This window comes from Nocardia sp. NPDC005978 (genome assembly GCF_040614455.1).
In the GTDB taxonomy this organism is placed as follows: domain Bacteria; phylum Actinomycetota; class Actinomycetes; order Mycobacteriales; family Mycobacteriaceae; genus Nocardia.
Map to the genome: position 1 here is coordinate 1 of NZ_JBEXUS010000145.1, position 18,353 is coordinate 18,353.

The 18,353-nt window shown below is 70.2% G+C and carries 16 protein-coding genes and 1 pseudogene; 6 read left to right on the forward strand and 11 right to left on the reverse strand.

Translation table 11 applies throughout. The annotated features are described in order from the left end of the window. Positions 1 to 390 (reverse strand): hypothetical protein (locus ABZ319_RS36590; RefSeq protein ID WP_354991158.1); only part of this gene is annotated, 390 nt, incomplete at its 3' end. 37 nt (positions 391 to 427) lie between these two features. Further along, positions 428 to 2,284 carry a serine/threonine-protein kinase gene (locus ABZ319_RS36595; protein ID WP_354991159.1) on the reverse strand — a complete coding sequence of 619 codons (1,857 nt, stop codon included), beginning with the start codon at positions 2,282 to 2,284 and terminating at the stop codon, positions 428 to 430. 250 nt (positions 2,285 to 2,534) lie between these two features. Between ABZ319_RS36595 and ABZ319_RS36600 the strand changes: the two genes are divergently transcribed. Further along, a complete protein-coding gene (locus ABZ319_RS36600; protein WP_354991160.1) occupies positions 2,535 to 3,581 on the forward strand; it encodes a YdcF family protein in 1,047 nt (348 codons plus the stop codon). A 43-nt stretch (positions 3,582 to 3,624) separates the two neighbouring features. Here ABZ319_RS36600 and ABZ319_RS36605 read toward each other — a convergent pair whose 3' ends face one another. Next, the gene (locus ABZ319_RS36605) at positions 3,625 to 4,524 is read right to left on the reverse strand and encodes a DUF4389 domain-containing protein (protein WP_354991161.1); all 900 of its coding nucleotides are present in this window, start codon (positions 4,522 to 4,524) and stop codon (positions 3,625 to 3,627) included. Positions 4,525 to 4,679: 155 nt separating this feature from the next. Here ABZ319_RS36605 and ABZ319_RS36610 point away from each other — a divergent pair, with 155 nt between their 5' ends. After that, complete coding sequence (locus ABZ319_RS36610) at positions 4,680 to 5,543, forward strand: DUF2971 domain-containing protein (RefSeq protein WP_354991162.1); 864 nt, start codon at positions 4,680 to 4,682, stop codon at positions 5,541 to 5,543. A gap of 52 nt (positions 5,544 to 5,595) precedes the next feature. Here the strand turns inward: ABZ319_RS36610 and ABZ319_RS36615 are convergent, their stop codons facing one another. Continuing rightward, entirely contained in the window at positions 5,596 to 5,964 is a 369-nt protein-coding gene (locus ABZ319_RS36615) for a hypothetical protein (RefSeq protein WP_354991163.1), read from the reverse strand. 264 nt (positions 5,965 to 6,228) lie between these two features. On the opposite strand from ABZ319_RS36615, the gene ABZ319_RS36620 reads away from it, so the two are divergent. Beyond that, positions 6,229 to 7,791, forward strand: a complete 1,563-nt coding sequence (locus ABZ319_RS36620; protein WP_354991164.1) for an FAD-binding protein — start codon at positions 6,229 to 6,231, stop codon at positions 7,789 to 7,791. Positions 7,792 to 7,861: 70 nt separating this feature from the next. Here the strand turns inward: ABZ319_RS36620 and ABZ319_RS36625 are convergent, their stop codons facing one another. Together ABZ319_RS36625 and ABZ319_RS36630 are read right to left on the reverse strand one after the other, a co-directional pair. Further along, positions 7,862 to 8,692: a cyclase family protein gene (locus tag ABZ319_RS36625; RefSeq protein WP_354991165.1), complete on the reverse strand. Its 831-nt coding sequence runs from the start codon at positions 8,690 to 8,692 to the stop codon at positions 7,862 to 7,864. 132 nt (positions 8,693 to 8,824) lie between these two features. Beyond that, entirely contained in the window at positions 8,825 to 9,370 is a 546-nt protein-coding gene (locus ABZ319_RS36630) for a phenolic acid decarboxylase (protein ID WP_354991166.1), read from the reverse strand. Positions 9,371 to 9,633: 263 nt separating this feature from the next. Between ABZ319_RS36630 and ABZ319_RS36635 the strand changes: the two genes are divergently transcribed. The 3 genes from ABZ319_RS36635 to ABZ319_RS36645 are packed head-to-tail and all read left to right on the forward strand — an operon-like array spanning position 9,634 to position 13,173. After that, complete coding sequence (locus tag ABZ319_RS36635; protein ID WP_354991167.1) at positions 9,634 to 11,139, forward strand: alpha/beta fold hydrolase; 1,506 nt, start codon at positions 9,634 to 9,636, stop codon at positions 11,137 to 11,139. A 46-nt stretch (positions 11,140 to 11,185) separates the two neighbouring features. Then, entirely contained in the window at positions 11,186 to 11,869 is a 684-nt protein-coding gene (locus ABZ319_RS36640; protein ID WP_354991168.1) for a response regulator transcription factor, read from the forward strand. Next, positions 11,869 to 13,173 carry a HAMP domain-containing sensor histidine kinase gene (locus tag ABZ319_RS36645; RefSeq protein ID WP_354991169.1) on the forward strand — a complete coding sequence of 435 codons (1,305 nt, stop codon included), beginning with the start codon at positions 11,869 to 11,871 and terminating at the stop codon, positions 13,171 to 13,173. Before ABZ319_RS36640 ends, ABZ319_RS36645 begins: the two co-directional genes overlap by 1 nt. Positions 13,174 to 13,254: 81 nt before the next feature. Here the strand turns inward: ABZ319_RS36645 and ABZ319_RS36650 are convergent, their stop codons facing one another. From ABZ319_RS36650 to ABZ319_RS36670, 5 genes and pseudogenes are all read right to left on the reverse strand, one after another. After that, complete coding sequence (locus tag ABZ319_RS36650) at positions 13,255 to 14,061, reverse strand: helix-turn-helix domain-containing protein (RefSeq protein ID WP_354991170.1); 807 nt, start codon at positions 14,059 to 14,061, stop codon at positions 13,255 to 13,257. A gap of 188 nt (positions 14,062 to 14,249) precedes the next feature. After that, positions 14,250 to 15,098: an NAD(P)H-binding protein gene (locus tag ABZ319_RS36655; protein WP_354991171.1), complete on the reverse strand. Its 849-nt coding sequence runs from the start codon at positions 15,096 to 15,098 to the stop codon at positions 14,250 to 14,252. A gap of 5 nt (positions 15,099 to 15,103) precedes the next feature. Next, positions 15,104 to 16,108 (reverse strand): saccharopine dehydrogenase NADP-binding domain-containing protein, encoded by a 1,005-nt coding sequence (locus ABZ319_RS36660; RefSeq protein ID WP_354991173.1) that lies wholly within the window; start codon positions 16,106 to 16,108, stop codon positions 15,104 to 15,106. A 375-nt stretch (positions 16,109 to 16,483) separates the two neighbouring features. Then, positions 16,484 to 17,617: pseudogene (locus tag ABZ319_RS36665) on the reverse strand (transcription termination factor Rho, short form); the annotation flags it as partial. Positions 17,618 to 17,960: 343 nt separating this feature from the next. Then, on the reverse strand, positions 17,961 to 18,353 hold a 393-nt coding region (locus ABZ319_RS36670; protein ID WP_354991172.1), incomplete at its 5' end, for an EF-hand domain-containing protein.

Genomic DNA, 18,353 nt, shown 5'->3' on the forward strand with positions numbered 1-18,353 from the left:
CTGGGTTTGGGCGGGCGTCGCACCGGCCGGGGCGGGGTCGGCCGCGACCGCGCCGAAGCCGCCGAGCACTTCGAACGGCGCCAGCGCCGCGCGAACCGCGGCGGGCAGCGGCCCGGAGGTGCCGGCGTGGTCGACCAGGACACCGCCGCCGCGCCCGTGGGTGAGATCGGATTCGATCTGCTGCGCGGAGATCAGGGTTTCACCGATCCGCAGCGACTCCACCAGAATTCCACGCGCGTAGCCGGTTTCGGCGTCGTAGTCCGCCGCGGCGGCGACGGTCGGATACGCGCCGGGATCCGGGCCGGGCGCGTCCGCACCGCATCCGGCGCCGATCAGCACCGCGGGCAGCAGCGCCGCCAGCGCGATCGGCGTCCGCACTCGAAGACCCATGCCGTCTACCCACCTCCGTACCGAAGACCGACCCGCGCTAGTTCCCGGGCAGCCGGGCGATGACGGAGGTCAGCAGTGCGGTCGCCGCGGAGCACTGCGAACCGTCACGCCTATCCGAGATCACCAGGGCCGTCACGGTTTCGACGTAGGTCTCGTCGATGGCACGATAGCGGTAGAGCCGCTTGCAGTGCATGGTGGAATCGAAGGTGCTCGGCCGTTCCAGCACGAGACCACCGCCCGCGTCGAAGGTCTCGGTCACCACATCCACCTGTCGCGGCAGCTCCAGCAGCAGTTCCACCGAGGTGTCCCCGCGCCATTCGCAGGTGTGCGCGGTCGCGATCCCCGGGCCGCGAGCCGAGACGCCGGACACCTCCGAATCACTCAGCAGCGCACAGGGATCGACGGCGGCCAGGGATCTGCCGGCGTCCGGTTCACGGGGCAGGCCGACGAGGTCGGCGGTGAGCCGCTCGACGGCGTGCTCGGCCAGCGGGCAGGCGCCGCCGTCGCGCGTGATCACCGTGATGCCCCAGCGCGGCGCCGGGTCGTCGTTGCCGACCGCGAACGCGCAGTCGGTGCCGCGCCGGCTGAGTTCGAATCCGTTGACGACGCGGTCGGCAGGGCCGAATCTGTCGAGCCCCGTGCCGATTTCGACGCCGATCTGCTCCGCGCCCGAGGTGCCCAGACAACCCCATGCCTCGGTGCGGGTCCAGCGCCAGGCGGCGATCTCACGCGCCGTGCCCGCGGTACGCACCGCGCTCGCGGGCAGTGTGGGCCCGAGCGCGCGGCGCACCCAGGCGCAGGCGTCGGTTCCGCGCAGCTCCGCGAGGGTGGGCAGCGCCGCGGCGGGTGTGCCGGTGTCCGTGCCGCGGCGCACGAGCGCCACGGTCAACCCCGCCGCGATCAGCACGATCACGAGCGCGGTCGCGTAGATCGCCCGGCGCGGGCGGCGCTTTCGCTCGGGCACGGGTGCCGCGGGACGCGGCCGCACGATCACCTGCGTCGCCTCCGGATCCATGGTGAAGGCCCGCAGCCGCCGACCCTGCTCCCGGATCGCACGGTGGATCGGATCGGGCCACGGCTGGGTTCCGATCGACTGCGGGCCCAGACGATCGAGGATCTGTGACGGTGTGGGCCGGGCCGCGGGGCTCTTGTGCAGGCACGCGGCAACGAGCGCGCGCAATTCCGCTGGCACGCGGTCGAATCGGGGCGTCTCGTTCACCACCTTCGCCAGCACGAGGGTGGGGTGCGCGGCGCCGAACGGCGTGATTCCGGTCGCGGCCCAATACAGCAGGGTGCCCAGGGAGAACACGTCGCTGGCGGAGGTGAGCTGCTGTTCGGTGGCCTGTTCCGGCGACATGTACGACACGCTGCCCACCACCCCCGCCCCGGTCAGCTCACCGGAGGCGCCGACCCGTTGCGCGATACCGAAGTCGATCACGCGTGGTCCGTCGGCGGCCAGAATCACGTTGGCGGGCTCGAGATCTCGGTGGACGAGCCCGGCCCCGTGGATGGAGTGCAGGGCCGAGGCCAGTCCGGCGGCCAGGGTGCGCAGCGCCGGGACCGGCAGCGGCCCGAACGCGGTCACGGCGCGATCGAGCGGCAGCCCGGGGATGAAAACCGAGGCGAGCCAGGGCCGCGGCTCGGCGATGGAGAAGTCGATGACCGCCGCGGTGAACGCGCCCGATACCCGGGCCGAGATGGCGACCTCGTTCGCGAACCGGTCGCGGTATTCCTGGTCGTCCAGCAGATCCGGGTGAATCTGTTTGATCGCCACGAAGCGCCCGTCGGGTGCGATGCCCAGCAGTACCCGTCCCATCCCGCCGCGGCCCAGGAGACCCAGGATTCGATAGCGCCCGATGACGGACGGTTCGCTCGCCGCCAGCGGCTCGATCAATGACTCACTCCCCGGCCCACTGCGCACCCACCCCGGATAGGCGAAAAATCCGCGTAGTCAGCGTATTCGATGGTCCCCGGCCGATCCGGCGGAACTTCGAATCCGCCGTCGGAGCGGGAGTGTCCCGAATTCGGTGGTTATTCGCCGGTTATCGTGGGTGTGCCGAGCCGCTGAACGGGCATCCGCCTGATCGTCGATCGAACAGTGCCGCCCGGACACGGGCCGGACGAAGAGCGGAGGTTTCGGCGTGGTGACGCAGACGCTGTTGCTGGGCGGCGCGGTATTGGCCCTGTTCGGGGCGGTGCGGGTGCTTTATGAGCCCCGGCACATCTCCACCGGACTCGTATTGCTCTGTGCCCTGGGGCTCTTGGCGTTGTGGGCGGCCGTCGAACTCGGCGCGCGCTGGTATCCGTGGGGCGTCATTCTGATCCTGGTGCTGCCTCCCGTGTCGCTGGTGCTGGCGGGGCTCGGGCTGCTGGCCAACGGCGTGATCGTCACCAGGCGTGAGGGTTTGCGCATCTCCACCGCCGTCGCGCCGGTGGTCGGGCTCGCCTTGCTGGCCCTGCCCTTCGCGGCGATCTGGGCGGTGGGCGCCTGGCCGCACGCGCCGATCTGGGCGACGGCGACGGCGGTGATCGTGACGCTGCTGGGTCTGCTGTTGCTCGCGCAGTTGCTCGCGTTCACCGTGTACGCCATCCTGTACGCCCAGCTGCCCTATCGGTCGGGCGCGGACGCGGTGGTCGTGCTCGGGTGCGGTCTCGTCAACGGCCGGGTCACCCCGTTGCTCGCCACGCGGCTGGACCGCGCGCTCGAGGTCTACCGGGAAGAGGTGGCAGCCGGGGCGTTCCCGGTGCTGGTGGTCTCGGGCGGGGTGGGGCGCGGCAAGAAGGTGGCCGAAGCCGATGCGATGGGCGACTACCTCGAAGCGGCCGGCATCGATCCGGCGATGATCATCCGGGAACGGCGCTCGGGCAACACCGAGGAGAATCTGCGCTTCACCGCGGCCGAGCTCGCCACGCGCGGATTCGCCGAAGATGCGCGAATCACGGTGGTCACCAGTGATTTTCATGTGATGCGAACGGCGGCGCTGACGCGCAGGCAGGGCATGGACGCGCAGGCCGTCGGCGCGCGCACCGCCCGTTATTTCGTGCCCGCCGCGTTCCTGCGCGAGTTCGCGGCGGTGATCGACAGCCATCGCCGGGTGAATCTCGTCGCGGGCGGGACGCTGGTTGCGGTGGTGCTCGGTCTGGCCGTCTACGCCTCCTGCCTGCCGAACGGGCTCGAGGCCGTCTCCTGAACGGGAGCCGGCCTCGAGCCTCGGTGATTCGCGGAATGCGGGACTACGGCACGACGAGCGAGTTGTAGTCGTATTCGACGGTTTCGTTGTCCGGCCCGACGACCGCGTTGGTGGCGCTGGACAGAATGCCGAGCACCAGCATGACGATCAACAGGATGCGAGCCGCCTGGGAGAGCAGTAGCGGCCGGGTGGGCGACCCCGCGCCGAAGCCGGAGGCCGGGGTGGGGAAGTTCTCCGCCGCTGGGTAGGCCGGTGCCGCCGGGTAGCCCGGTGCCGCCGGGTAGCCCTGCGCTGCCGGGTAGCCCTCCGGCGCGGGGTAGCCCGGGGCCGCCTGCGGTGCCTGGCCGTCGCCGAAGATCCCCTTCAGGTAGGTGGGGGTGAGCAGATAGAAGTACGCGTCCACCCGGACCTGCATGCGCAGCACGGCCGCGGTCGATTCGAACAGCGCCTGCGGCAGTCGCCCGGTGATCAGCACGATCGCCCAGATGACGATGGCCATGACCGCCCACCCGGCCATGAACCAGCTGACCAGAATGAGAATGGGCAGCGCCAGGAAGAAGCGGAACAGCACGGCCAGCCGGTTGAGCGGTGTGGGCTGCGGGAACAGCACGCGCACCGGGTAGTCCGGCGCGGTCTCCAGGGTGAACGGCGGGTACTGGTCCACGAGCAGCATGGTGTAGCCGTACACGCGCCCGGCGTAGGCCACGTACGACCGCAGGTAATCGCCGGCGAATTCGGGCAGGCGGCCGGTGAACAGCGCACCGAACCAGCCGATGATCACCACGATGAACGCTCCGACGCTCAGGAGCCACATGGCGATCAGCTGCGGAATGGCGAGAATGATGCGCAGCAGGACCGTCCAGCGTCGCTGCTGCGGGGGTGCGAACACATCCAGATCGACCGAGGGCTCCCGGTCGCCTGCCCAGGCGGTGGTCTGATCCATGACGTCTCCTTAGCTCTGCCGAGCCGGCCGAAGATCCGAATCGAGGTGACGATGTTGTTCTCCAGCGTCGCACACCGCCGTGATCGATTACTGTCGAATTGCCGTGAACGGTCGCCGTGGTGGAAGGAAGTTCTGCTGTGCGCAATATCGAGCTATTGCCGGTCGCGGCGCGACTTCTGTATCCCGAGCCCCCGCCGATGCTCTACCACTACACCAATGCCGCGTCCCTGATCTCGATAATCGACAGCAGGCATTTCTGGGCAGGGCTGCCGGTGCAGATGAACGACGCAGAGGAACAGATCCGCGCATTTCACTGGCTCGGCACGATCGCGCGCGATCGGCCGCCGGCCGGGGCCGGTGCGGCGGCGGAGTCCTTCGCGGCGCGGGTGGCGGCGGAGGTCTACGCGGGCCGCGCGCACGAGGGCAGCGCGCCGTACCTGGTGTCGCTGAGCGCCGACGGTGATTCGCTCTCGCAGTGGCGTGCCTATGGCTCGCGCGGCGGCGTCTGCCTCGGACTGCCCTTCGAGCTGGTGCGCACCGCCGCCGAGGGGCAGGGCTGGTATCTCGCCAAATGTGTGTACGACGAAGACGATATGCATCTGATGGTGAGCGAACTCTACGAACGTCACCTCGGGCTGCTCGGCGCGCGCTCCGAACCGTCGCCGGAGCACATCGAGGAACGGGCGCGGCTGCTGTTCGACGAATTGCGTTTGTACGGGCTGTTCATCAAGAATCCGTCGTTTCACGCCGAAAACGAATGGCGCCTATTGAAATTCGACGCCGATCCGCCCGGACCGGAGTTGCGTTTCGCGCCGGGGCCCGACGGCGTGCGTGTTTTCCTGCCGTTCCGATTGCTTCCGGATGAGCACCCAGGCTTTCCCGAACAGCCCCGGCCGAGTGTGCATATCGGCCCGTCGCCGCTCCCGGGTATTTCCGAGTACGCGACGACGCGATTACTCGAACGGTGGACCGGCGCCGGCAACGCCGACGTGTGGACGACGCGCAGCAGCTTCCGCTGAGCGGGCGGCCCTGCCCGGCCGAAGTCGATGTGAGCAGCCGAAGGTGGTGTGCTCAGCCCAGGGTGGTGTGCTGGAATCCCGGCGGAACCAGCTCGCGGACGTCGGCCGAGACGTAGATCGCCTGTCCGGCGGTCACCGCGAAGGTCTTCTCCGTGATGGTCAGGACGGCCTTGGCCAGGGCCTCCTTGATCTCGCTGGTGCGGCCCGAGGCGATGTCCAGAAAGATCTGCACCCAATTCTTCTCGGCCTCCGCACCGTCGATGCCGATGACCCAGTCGTCGATTCGGGTGAAGCGCGCCTTGAAAGTGGCGGGGTCGGCATCGAGGATGGCGGCGGCCTCGCCGAAGATCTCGTGCGCGAAGGCGGTCGCGTCGAAGGCGCCCGCCAGGGCGGCGGTGTAGGAAACCGTCAAGTGCGGCATGGCAGCAGCCCTCCTGGACAAGTGATTTGAAACAACCATAGTGCGTGTTCGGGTCCGCCCCCGGCACCCGCGGGCCGCGTGTGCGGGCCGAGCGGCCGATTCCGGATTGTGTTTCTGCCCGTGGACAATCCGAGGCGCCGTGACATCGCAACGCGCGGGCCGACCGTGCGGCAATCAGGCCGACATGTCCGTTTCGCGTACATTCGCAGGGCGCTTACTGTTTACTTCGCCAAGTTCCAGTGATCCGCCGTCTCGGGGAGTCTCGTGCCGCTGTCTCGTCGTAGCCTCTTCGCCGCCTCCGCGTTCGGTACCGCGGCCGGCGTACTCGGACTACCGATCGCACGGGCCGCCGAACCCGGGGTGATCGGCCCCGGCGACCCCGGCTACGCGGAGCTGACCGAGCGCGGATACAACCGCCGCTTCACCGCGCGCCCGCAGCGGATCTTCGTGCCCGCCGACGCCGAGGGCGTGCGCGCGGCCGTCGAGCGGTCCGTGCACGAGGGCCTGCGCATCGCGGTGCGCTCGGGCGGGCACGGCTTCGACGACTTCGTGGACAACGAGCACACCCGCTCGATCATCGATCTGCAGCGGTTGACCGCGGTCGACTGGGACGCCGAGCACGGTGCGTTCTCGGTGGCCGCCGGCGCCGACCTGGGCGCGATGTACGAACGGCTGCTGGGCGGCTGGGGCGTGACCGTGCCCGCGGGCATCTGCAAGGGCGTGGGCGCGGGCGGGCATATCAGCGGCGGCGGGTACGGGCCGCTGTCACGGCGCTTCGGGCTCGTGGCCGATCATCTCTACGGCCTGGAGATCGTGACGGTCGGGACGGACGGCAGGGCCACCACGCTGGTGGCCACCAAGGACGGGCCGCACGCCGATCTGTGGTGGGCCCACACCGGCGGTGGCGGCGGCAATTTCGGGGTCGTGACCCGGTACCTGCTGCGCTCGGCCGACTCCGGCGGATCCGATCCCGCCCGCGCGCTGCCGGCGGCGCCCGGTTCCATGCTGAGCACGCGCGTGGTGCTGCCGCTGGCGACCGAGGAGTCGTTCGTGCGCTTCGTCGGCAACTACATCGCCTTCTTCGAACGCCATGGCGCGCCCGATGATCCGTTCGCCGGGTTGTACGCGCCGCTGCACCTCAAACCCGGCATCACCGGATCGGACATCCTGATCCTGCTGGACGCGGACCGGCCCGGCGCCCGGGCGCGGTTCGACGAGTTCGTGGCCGCGATCTCCGAGGGCGTGACGCCCCCGCCGCTCGTGCTGCCGCCCGCCGAGAAGTCCTACGGTGACACCCTCTCGACCGTGTACTACGCCAAGGGCATGCCGGGCTTCCGGGTCAAGGTCAAATCCGCGTACCTGCGCGAGGCGTACTCGGCCGACCAGTTGCGGGTGCTGTACCGGTACCTGACCGATCTCCGCTTCCTCGGCGAATCGCAGGTGGAATTCCTGCCTTTCGGCGGCGCGGTCAATGCCGTGGCCCCCGGCGCGACCGCGTCTCCCGAGCGCGGCTCGTTCCTGAAGATGCTCATCCACGCGGCCTGGCGCAACCCCGCCGACGACGAGCGCTTCGTCACCTGGGCGCGTGAGATGTACCGCGACGTGTACGCCGCGACCGGCGGTGTGCCGGTGCCGAACGCGGCCCAGGGCGGGAGCTACATCAACTACCCCGACGCGGATCTGGCCGACCCGCAATGGAATACGTCGGGGGTGCCCTGGCACGCCTTCTACTACGGCGGCAATTACGAACGGCTGCGGGCGATCAAGGCCACGTGGGACCCGGGAACCGTGTTCCGGCACAGCCTTTCGCTCGACCGGCCGGGCTGAGCCGGATCCGGACAGCCCGATCCGGATCCGGACAGTGCCGGGCCGGGGTCAGGACAGTGCCGGGCCGGTCTCAGGTCAGCGCCAGAACCCGGCAGGGTCCGCCGGTCCCGCCCGCGTGTTTGGGCGCGCCCACGACCACCGTCGCGCCGGCAGGCGGCACCTGGCCCAGCCGCGCCAGCATCTCCACACCGTATCGCCCCGCGCCCAGAATCGCCGTGTGCGCACCGTATTCGGTGCTCGCGGCGCGGTCCAGGCTCAGCGTATCCACGCCCGCGCCGACGATATCGCGCTGTGTCACCAGGAAATCGGCGGCCTCGGGCGCGAATCCGGGTGCGTGCGGGCGTCCGGCGGCGTCCAGGTTCAGGAAGGTGGCGGGTGCGGCGAGCCGGTGTTCCCAGCCCGAATACATGGCCACGAAGGCCCGCGCGGGAATCGCGCCGTGCGCCGCCTCCCAGTCGGTGATGTCCGAGATGCTCAGCGCCGCTTCGGGATCGGCGGCGGCGCGGGCGGAGATGTCGATGACGACGAGCGGGGCGATCAGGTCCCGTTCCGCGATGCGATCGACCGAGATCCCGTCCCGCACCCGGTGCAGCGGGGCGTCGACGTGGGTTCCGGTGTGCTCCCACAGCACCAGGGCGTGCTGGGCGAAACCGCCGCGATCGTGCCAGGCCACGGGGACCTTGGAGAAGACCGGATTACCCGGCCACACCGGCAGTTCCGCGTCGAGTACGTGGGTCAGGTCCACCACCCCGCCGGTGCGTTCGGGCGCGGCCGCGGCCGTGGCGTTCGCCGACAGCGCGGCGACCGCGCCCAGGCCCGCCGCGCCCAGCCAGGCCCGCCGGCTCCAGCCCGGGGACTGCGCGGTCTCGTGGGCTACCTGCACTATTCGGGGTGAACACATCCGGACCAGCAACTCCCGCGCGCACCCTCGGAGGAAAGGAACCATCCGCCGGCGGTGGCGATCCGGGGAGTTCTCGGGCAGAGACTACCGTGCCGGTCCGGTGCGATCGGGTGGTCCGGCACGGTATCTCGATCAATTCATCCGGTCGGCGTAACCCACCGGCAGTTTGCTCGGCGGGCAGTCGATGACGGTGTCGTCGTCGGGATCCCGGCTCTCCAGATAGGTGATGCGCCCGTTCGAGGACACCAGGGTCAGCGGGTAGGTCGGGCCGCGGTCGCGATCGGCGCGGATGGCGTGCAGATTGTCCTCGTAGTGGGTCAGGGTGCTCTCGGGATAGTCGAGCATCCACTGCGGGAAGGTGGCCGTGGTGTGCACGCGCCGCTCGCCGGGCCAGACGATGGCGACCATGGTCGAACCGGTCGGTTCTACCCAGGCCAGTTTGTACTGCTCGTCGGGGTCCGCGCCGGCCCCGCCCAGGGACACGATCTTGGCGGTCTGATTCGTCGTCCAGCGGCCGAACATGGGCCCCAGCAGGCAACGCGTCGCGACGGTGTCCGCGTTGCGGACGTAGAGCTCGTACTTCCAGCCGTTCTCGTAGGCGTAGATCATGTGCTTGCCCAGCAGACCGGCCAGCAGTCCGGTGCAGTCGGAGTTCGCCGCGTCGGTCCCTGCGCTCATCGAAAAAGTCCTCTCGGTCCGTCCCACGGGTAAGGCCGGCGCTGCGCGAATGCCGCTTCGACTTCGGCCAAAATCGTAGTCGCTGTCCGGGGCCGGGCGGTGTACCTGCGGTTTTCGGGTGTCGCGGGCACCCGTTTGCGGGACCGTCCGGATTCTTACACGGCTTTGTCTTTCGTCTGACCGGGCTTTGCCTCTCGCCCCGCAGGATTCCTTTCGACAGCTCGGGCGGACCGAGCCGGACACTGCGGAACGGAGTGCGGAACATGCGTACGGGAATGCGTTCGATAGCGGGGATCGCCGCGACGGCGGCCATCCTGGGTGGACTGATCACCGGGTGTGGCGCGGGGGAGTCCGCGGCGCCGTCGGCGGCCCCGCCCGCCTGGTGCCCGACCGTGGAGGGTTACGCGGTCGACTGTGGCACCGTGCAGCGGCCGCTGGTGGCGGGGCAGCCGGAGCTGGGCACGATCGAGGTGGGCTACGCGCGGATCAAGCACAGCCGCGGTGACATTCCGGCCGCGGGCACCCTGCTGCCCAACCCGGGCGGACCCGGCGTGCCGATGATCGCCCATGCCGCCGAGGCCGCGACGCTGTCCGGCCTGATGATGTCCGATCACGATGTGCTGCTGATCGATCCGCGCGGCACCGGCGTCTCCGACCCCATGGACTGCGGGGTGAACGAGGACGAATTCCAATTGGGCACAAGGGAACAGCAGCTCGCCGCGGTGCAGCGCTGCGGGGAGAACCTGGGCCCGAAGGCCGCCGGGTACACCTCGGCCGCCACGGTCGACGACTTCGACGCGGTCCGCGAGCGGCTCGGCATCGACAAGGTGATCCCGTACGGCATCTCCTACGGCACCTACCTGCTGCCGATCTACGCCCAGCGGCATCCCGAGCACGTGCGATCGATGATTCTCACCGGCGCGTACCCGCACGACGCCGACCCGCTGCAACGGCCCAACGCCGAGGCGGTTTCGCTGACGCTGCAACGCATCTGCGAGCGCAGCGGGTCCTGCGACGGGTCGACCGCGGTGCACGATCTGCGCACGGTGGCCGCGCGTCTGCGGGAACGGCCGATCACGGTCCAGGGTAAGGGCGAGATTCTGCTGGACGAGGGCAAGCTCGGCAATCTCATCTTCGAGGCGGCCACCTCCAACGTCGGTGCGGGCCCGGAGGCCGACGCCACCCTCGGCATGCTGCCCGCCGCCCTGCACGCCGCTGCGCGCGGTGACGACGCGCTGCTGAGCGACTTCACCCGACGCGCCACCGCCGCACCGGGCTACGAGAACATCGGGCTCTACCTCACGGTCGCCTGCAACGACTACCGGCCGCTGTGGTCGCCCGAAGCCGCACTGCCGCAACGGGAACAGCAGTACCGCGAGGCGCTCGCCCGCATCGGGACCAACGGCGCGTTCAGCGCGGCGGGCTTCGGCGCGGCCCAGCGCGACGGCGCGGACGCGTGCATCCGCTGGCCCGGGATCACCGGCCACCAGCGGCCCGACGAGGTGCGCACCGCGATGCCGGACGTCCCGGTGCTGGTGCTCTCCGGCGATCTCGACGCCATCACCCCCGACGCGAACGGCGTGCGCGCCGCATCCCGCTTCGCCCGCTCGACCTTCCTGTCGGTACCAAACACCGGACATGTGCCGGACCTCGAGCCGACCGGTTGCGTCGTGAGCATCATCGACCGGTTCGTGCGGACCGGGTCGACCGGCTCGACCGAGTGCGTGGCGGCGATTCCGCCCATCGCCGTGGTCCCGGTCACGAACTGACCGGGCGCGAGAAATGACCGAATCCGGCACCGGCCAGACTGACAGCATGGCTCCCGCAACCGTCCTCGTGGTCGAGGACGACCCCAATGTGCGCAGTACCCTCGATCAACTGCTGCGCTTCGAGGGCTACCGGGTGTTGCTGGCCGGTGACGGTCAGGAGGCGCTCGAAACGCTCGCGGCGGACCGCCCGGATCTGGCGGTGGTGGATGTGGTCATGCCCCGGCTGGACGGACTCTCACTGTGCCGGGCGCTGCGCCGGCGCGGCGACCGGCTCCCGATCCTGGTGCTCACCGCGCGGCATCAGGTCGGGGACCGGGTGGCCGGGCTCGACGCCGGGGCCGACGACTACCTGGCCAAACCGTTCGACACCGAGGAACTGCTGGCGCGGCTGCGAGCGCTGTTGCGCCGCAGCGCGCCCGAGGCCGGGGCCGAGCTGCTCGCCGTCGCGGATCTGTGCCTGGATCCGGCGACCCGGGAGGTGCGCCGCGGCGATCGGCTGATCGAACTGACCCGCACCGAGTTCGACGTCCTGGAACTGCTCATGCGCAACGAGCGCATCGTGCTCACCAGAAGTCAGATCTACGAACACATCTGGGGCTTCGACTTCGACACCGAATCCCGCTCGCTCGACGTCTACATCGGATACCTGCGCCGCAAGACCGAACTCGACGGTGCGAGCAGGCTCATTCACACCGCCCGCAACGTCGGCTACACCATCAGGACCGCGTGATGTTGCGAACCCGGCTCACCCTGGTCGCGGTCGCGGCCAGCATCGCGGCGATCGTGGTCGCCATTGTCACCGCCTACCAGAGTGTTTCGCCGCTGGTGGCGGACCAGGTCGATCGCGGCCTGGCCGATCGCGCGGACACCGTGCTCGCGCTGCTGGACGCCGGCGCGGCGCTGCCGGTGCGGCCCGACATGACCGAACAGCTGCTGCTGCCGGATGGGACGGTCCGGCCGCTCACCCCGGGCCGGGAACCGTTGCCGGTCAACGACTCCGATCTGGCGGTGGCGCGCACCGGGCAGGGGATGACCGAGACCGAGGTGGTGCTGGGCGAGGTGAGTTACGGGGTCCTCACCAAGGCCAGGCCCGGCGGCGCGGGCGCGGTCATGGTCGGGCAGAACTACGCCGAGGTCGAACGGGTCGACAGCGCGTTCCTGTGGCGCACCGCCTCGATCACCGCCATCGCGGTCGCGGCGGCGGCGCTGATCAGCTGGCTCGCGATCGGCCGGATCCTGCGGCCCATGCGCAGGCTGGCCGCGGCCACCCGGCGCATCAGCACCACGCAGGATCTGTCGACGCTGCTGCCCGAGCCCGGCCGGGACGAGGTCGGCGCCCTCACCCGCAGCTTCAACACCATGCTCGCCGCGCTGCGCTTCTCGCGCGCCCAGCAGCACCGCCTGGTCGAGGACGCAAGCCACGAACTGCGCACCCCGCTGACCTCGATCCGGGGCAGCGCGGAACTCCTGCAGCGCGCTCGCGGGCGGCTCGAGCCCGCCGACGAGACCCAGGTGCTGAGCACCCTGGTCCAGGAGGCCAAGGCCCTGGACACCCTGATCACCGAACTGGTCGAGCTCGCCACCGATCGGCACACCGCCGAGGATCCGGCCCCGCTCGACCTCGCCGATGTGGCGCGGGACTGTGCTCGGCGCTTCGGCCGCCGCACCGGCCGCGACATCACGGTCACCGCCGCCGATCCGGCGACGGTCACCGCCCGCCCGCAGGCTCTGGCCCGCTGCATCGACAATCTGGTCGACAACGCCCTCAAGTTCAGTCCGCCCGAAACCGCCGTCGCCGTGCACATCCGAGGTTCCGCCCTCACGGTCCGCGATCACGGCCCCGGCATCGAGGCCGCCGATCACCGCGCGATCTTCGACCGCTTCTACCGTGCCGACCGCACCCGCTCGACCCCCGGCTCGGGCCTCGGCCTGGCGATCGTCCACGACATCGTCATCGCCCACGGCGGCACGGTCTCGGCCGCGAATCACCCCGGCGGCGGTGCGGAAGTGGGGTTCGAGCTTCCGCTCAGGTAGCGCGCATCGCCGCCGCAGGGTCCGCGGATCGTTTGCGTCCGAAGGCAACTCGCGACCGGGCACGCGGGTGCCCGGCCTCGGCTAGTCCGCCCGTGTCCCCTCGTCACCGGGTATGGGCAGGCAGGCGACGAAGCCGATCCAGCCCGGATGGTTGACCGACTGCGCACCCAGGGACTGGGAGTAGTAGGTGGTGACCGTGCCGGTGGCGAGATCGCGCAGCCGGACCGGGATCTCGGAGCGACTGAAGGAGGCGGCGCTGTGCTGCCACAGCTCGCGGAAGCGGGGGAAGTCGGCGTAGTCGGCGATGAGGTCGGCCGACCAGTCGGGGTTGCCCGCCGCGCCCAGGACCCCGCGCAGGCGCGAGACGGTGATCGCGGCCTCCTGCTCCCAGTCGACCATGATCGCCTTGGCTATGTCGGCGCCGAAGATCCAGCGCACCCAATTGGCGGTCTCGGTCAGGCCCGGCAGAGCGGTGGCGTAGGGCTCGTTGCAGGCCAGCAGGTTGAGCCGGACGTCGTAGTACGCGGCCGGATTCGGGGCGAACAGCCGTAGTCCGGCGTGCATGTCCGGGGTGAGTTCGGCGCGCAACTCCGCGGCCGAGGGGACGCAGGTGCGCGGCAGGCCCGCCAGATCCAGCAGGTTCCGGCGGTCCGCGTCCGAGAGCGCGCCCGCCGTATCCAATTGGCGCACCAGCGCTTCCACCACGACGTCGGTCGGGCGGTCGCGCTGGCCGCGTTCGAGCAGGGTGAGGTAGCTCGCGCTCACCCCGGCGGCGAAGGCCAGGCGCTCCCGCGAGATTCGCCGATCATCGCGCAACCGGCGCAGTAACTGCCCGAACGTCGGTGGCTGAGGTCGGTATTCGGGAAGCGCCGCCGGTCCGACAGTCACAGCGCATCACTCCTGAACGCAACCAGCTATTGAAGCTTGTTCTCGGTTAACAGTGCATCCGTCACCCTATCGGTCGATGTGCGCGGCGGCCCGCTCGGCGGGTTTCCCGGCGTGGCTCGGTGCTGCTCGACGGAGTCCCCTCGGTGCCCTGCGAGGGAGTCCCCTCGGTGCTGTGCGAGGGAGTCTCCTCAGCGCTGCGCGAGATAGTCCCGCAGGGACAGCGGCGGTCGCCCGGTGTACCGCTCGACGGTCTCGGTGACGCGGAACAGCTCGTGCCCGGAACCGATGGCGGCGAACATGGTCCACAGGTGGGTGAGGTGCTCGACGGTGACCTCGTCGCGGTAGACCGTGCGCGCGGTCGCGGCCCATTCGCGCGGATCCACATCGACGTACGGGACGCCGAACGCCGCCGCCACCTCGCCCACGGTCCGGATCTCCCCGGCCAGCCACAGCACCGGATCCACCGGTTCGCCGGTGCGCAGCACACCCGCGCCCACCCCGGCCACATCGGCCGCCGCGATCAACGGCAGCACGGTGTCGGGGGAGCCCAGCGGCAGGGCCAGCACGCCTGTGTCTCCGATGGCGACCCGCAGGTTCTCGTAGAACACCGCCGCTCGCAGGTGCACCGCGCCGATCTCGGCGCGGTCCAGGGCCTGTTCGGCGACCCAGTGCCTGCGCATGTGCGGGGTGCCCGCGGTGGGCGCCGAGCCCAGCTGCGACACCGCGACGACCCGCTCCAGCTTCGCTTCGCGCCCGGCCGCGGCGAAAACCGCTGCCGCGTCCAGCATTCCGGCGGTGACCGGATAGGTGAAATACGCGCGCCGCACGCCCTGCACGGCGGGCAGGACCGAGGTGATCTCGCGGAGATCGCCGACCACGACCTCCGCACCCAGCTCCTTCAGTTCGGCGGCGGAGGCATTGTCGTGATGAACGAAGGCGCGGACCGGGAGATCCGCGCGCAGCAGGGCACGGGCGACCGTGCGCCCGGTGCCGCCCTGCGCGCCGCCGCCCGCGCCCGTGACCAGAATCGGAGCCATGATCCTCACGCGCCTTCGGGAAGTTCGAGGGTGAACAGCCCCCGGGCGGCCAGCGTGGACAGGAACTCCGCGCCGTCGAAAGCCTCACCGGGACTGAGCACTCCGCTCTTGACCCCGCCTTCGGTCAGCCGCACCGCGGCCTCCACCGACGCCACGGCCGCGGCCCGCCACAGATCGCGCCCGTGCAGGTGCCCGGTCGCCGATCCCGCGGTGCCGAGAACCTGTGCGGTGATGGTGAATTCGCTGCCCGCGCGTTCGTCCGGCCCGACGCCCTCGCTGGTGAACGCCTGGTCCTCGGAGAAGGTGTGCGCCGTCAACTGGGCCTCGACCGCGCGGGTGCACACGTGCCGGGGGACGGTGACCGCCTCGGGGAAGGGCACCGGCGCGATCATGGCGCGCGGGCCGACCGGCGGCGGGAAGGCGAAGATGGCGTTGCGCGGCTCCACGAATCCGTATCGCGGTGCGCCGTCCTCGAATCCGATGCGATCGGTGTCGGCGAACAGCAACCGTGCGGTTTCCACCGCGCCGTGCGTCATCATCCAGTTGTGCACGGCGTACGCGACGGTGACCCGCTCGATGTCGGGCACTCGCGCGGCCACCGCCCCGGCGAGCAGGTCGCCGAGCCCACCGTAGAAGCTGACGCTCGGCAGCATGGTGATGCCGGCGGCCTGCGCGCGCTCGGGGTACTCCTGGAACAGCCGGTGCACGTGATGCACCTCGACCGCGTGATCGACGTAGTGGCAACCGCTTTCGGCGGCGGCCGCGGCGACCGGCGGCCCGGTGACGGCGAACGGCCCGGCACAGTGGATGATCACGTCGGCGGCCGTGGCGAGCGCCCGCAGCGCGTCCGGGTCGTCGAGCGGGGCAACCAGCACCCGCGCCGGGCCGAGCGCGGCGAGCGCGTCCGGATCCCGGCCGGCCACGATGACATCTTTTCCGCGGGTGAGTAATTCGGCGGTGACCAGGCGGCCGGTGTGACCGGTGGCCCCGTAAATGGCGAAGACGGCCATGAAGATCAACTCTTTACGCTGATAGGCGAGGTGGGGACCTGCGCTCTCAGGGTAGAACTGTCCACCGACAGGTTCGGGCGAGCGCCCGGCCCACGCAGGCTCGCACCGGCCGGTTCGCGCCGCCCGGCGCGAGGCTCGCACCGGGTTCGTGCCGCCCGCCGCGCTGGTCACGCGCGCCGCGAAGATTTCCCGTTCGCGCTGCGAAAGTTCATGACCTGCAATGTGAAGATTCCCCGCTGCATCGGGAGAGGCCCCGGCCGTGCCCGGAGAGGTACCGGCCGCACCGGGAGAGGCCCTGTCCGCGCCGGGGGAGGGCACCGGCTGCACCGAGAGAGGCCCCGCCTGTCCCGCGCGAGGTCGCGGTCGCCCGTCTGCTCAGCGGCGCGGGGTGGTGGTGAGCTGGGCCAGGAACTCGGCGTTGGTGGGGGTCTGGCGCAGGCCCTCGAGGAGCAACTCGATCGACTGGCCGTCCACCGCCGCCAGCGTGCGGCGCAGGATGTCGGTGGCCGCGAGCTCGCCCGGGGTGAGCAGCAATTCGTCCTTGCGCGTGCTGGACTGCCCGATGTCGATGGCCGGGTAGACCCGGCGATTGGCGACGCCGCGATCGAGTTTCAGCTCGGCGTTGCCGGTGCTCTTGTACTCCTCGAAGATGACCGTGTCCGCGGCCGAGCCGGTCTCCACCAGCGCGGTGGCGATGATGGTCAGCGAGCCGCCGCCGTCGAAATTGCGTGCGGCGCCGAGGAATCGCTTGGGCAGCGTGAGCGCGGCGGCGTCGACGCCACCGGAGAGCACCCGCCCCGAGGACGGTGCGCCCAGGTTGTAGGCGCGGGCCAGGCGGGTCAGCGAATCGAGCAGCACCACCACGTCGCGGCCGGTCTCGGCCAGGCGCTTGGCGTGTTCGATGGCCAGCTCGGCCATGACGACCTGCTCTTTCGGGCTGCGGTCGAAGGTGGCCGCGGCGACGGTGGCCGGGACGGAGCGCGCCAGGTCGGTGACCTCCTCGGGCCGTTCGCCGACCAGGACCAGCATGAGTTCGCATTCGGGATGGTTCTTGGCGATGCCGTGCGCCATGGCTCGCAGCACGGAGGTCTTGCCCGCCTTGGGCGGTGCGACGATGAGCGCGCGCTGCCCCTTGCCGATGGGCATGACGAGATCGGTGACGCGCGTGATCATTTCGTGCGGCTCGGTCTCGAGTCGCAGGCGCTGATTCGGATGAATGGGCACCAGCTCGGCGAACACGGGCCGATTCGCCGCCCGGCCGGGCGCCTGCCCGTTGACGGTCGAGACCCGCACGAGCTGATCGTGTTTGGCGTTGCCGCTGGGCGGAACCGCCAGACCGGTGACGAAATCGCCACGGCGCAGCTGGTTCTCGCGCACCTGCCGATTCGAGACGTGGATGTCGCCCGGGTCGGGCAGGTAGCCCTCGACGCGCAGCGACGCGTGATTGTCGGTGATGTCGAGGATCCCGGCGACGGTGCGCCCGTTCTCGACACTCTGCTGGGAGTTGTTGTCGTTCATGATGTTTCCTTGAAGTGGTGAGGTACGGCGCAACGCCGTGGGAATGAGAGATACGGGCCGTGGGAATGAGCGACACGGCCCGGCCGGCGGTACGCGCCGGGGCGGATGGGTCGTCGCGGTAGCCGCGAGGACCGGGGGATCGATCGAAGGGATTCGTCGAATCCGAGAGAAAGAAATCTGACCTCTTACGGGAGGGAAACCTGCCACCGCAAGACTTAGACAGCGCCAACGGTACCCGAGCCGGAGTGAATCACGCAACCATGAGCCCGATCACACCCCGCTCACCGGCGGATTCTCGGCGCGTCGAAAAGCGCTCGCGGGTACGGCGGCCCGCTCAGAACCGCCCGAAGAGCCACGCGCCCGGCTCGTCCGCGGCGGGGTTGAGGCAGAACCGCCGGATCGCCGTGATGAGTTCGGACGTGTCGATCGTGCCCGAGCCGTCGACATCGAGCCGGTCGAAGAGTGCGGCGGCTTCGGCCGGGGTCTGCTCGCAGCCGATGAGCAGCCGGATCAATTCGTCGCGGTCCAGCACCCCGTTGCCGTCGGCGTCGGCCAGGTCGAGGACCGCCCGGGCCAGCGGTGCGATTTCCCGATCGAAATCGGCGTCGTCCGAATGATTCTCGAGCCAGGCCCGGAACTCGTCCGGGCTGATCCGGCCGTCGTGATCGCTGTCGGCCCGCCCCCGCAGGGAGTGCCACAGCGCGCGATACCCCGCGCGCACCGCCGC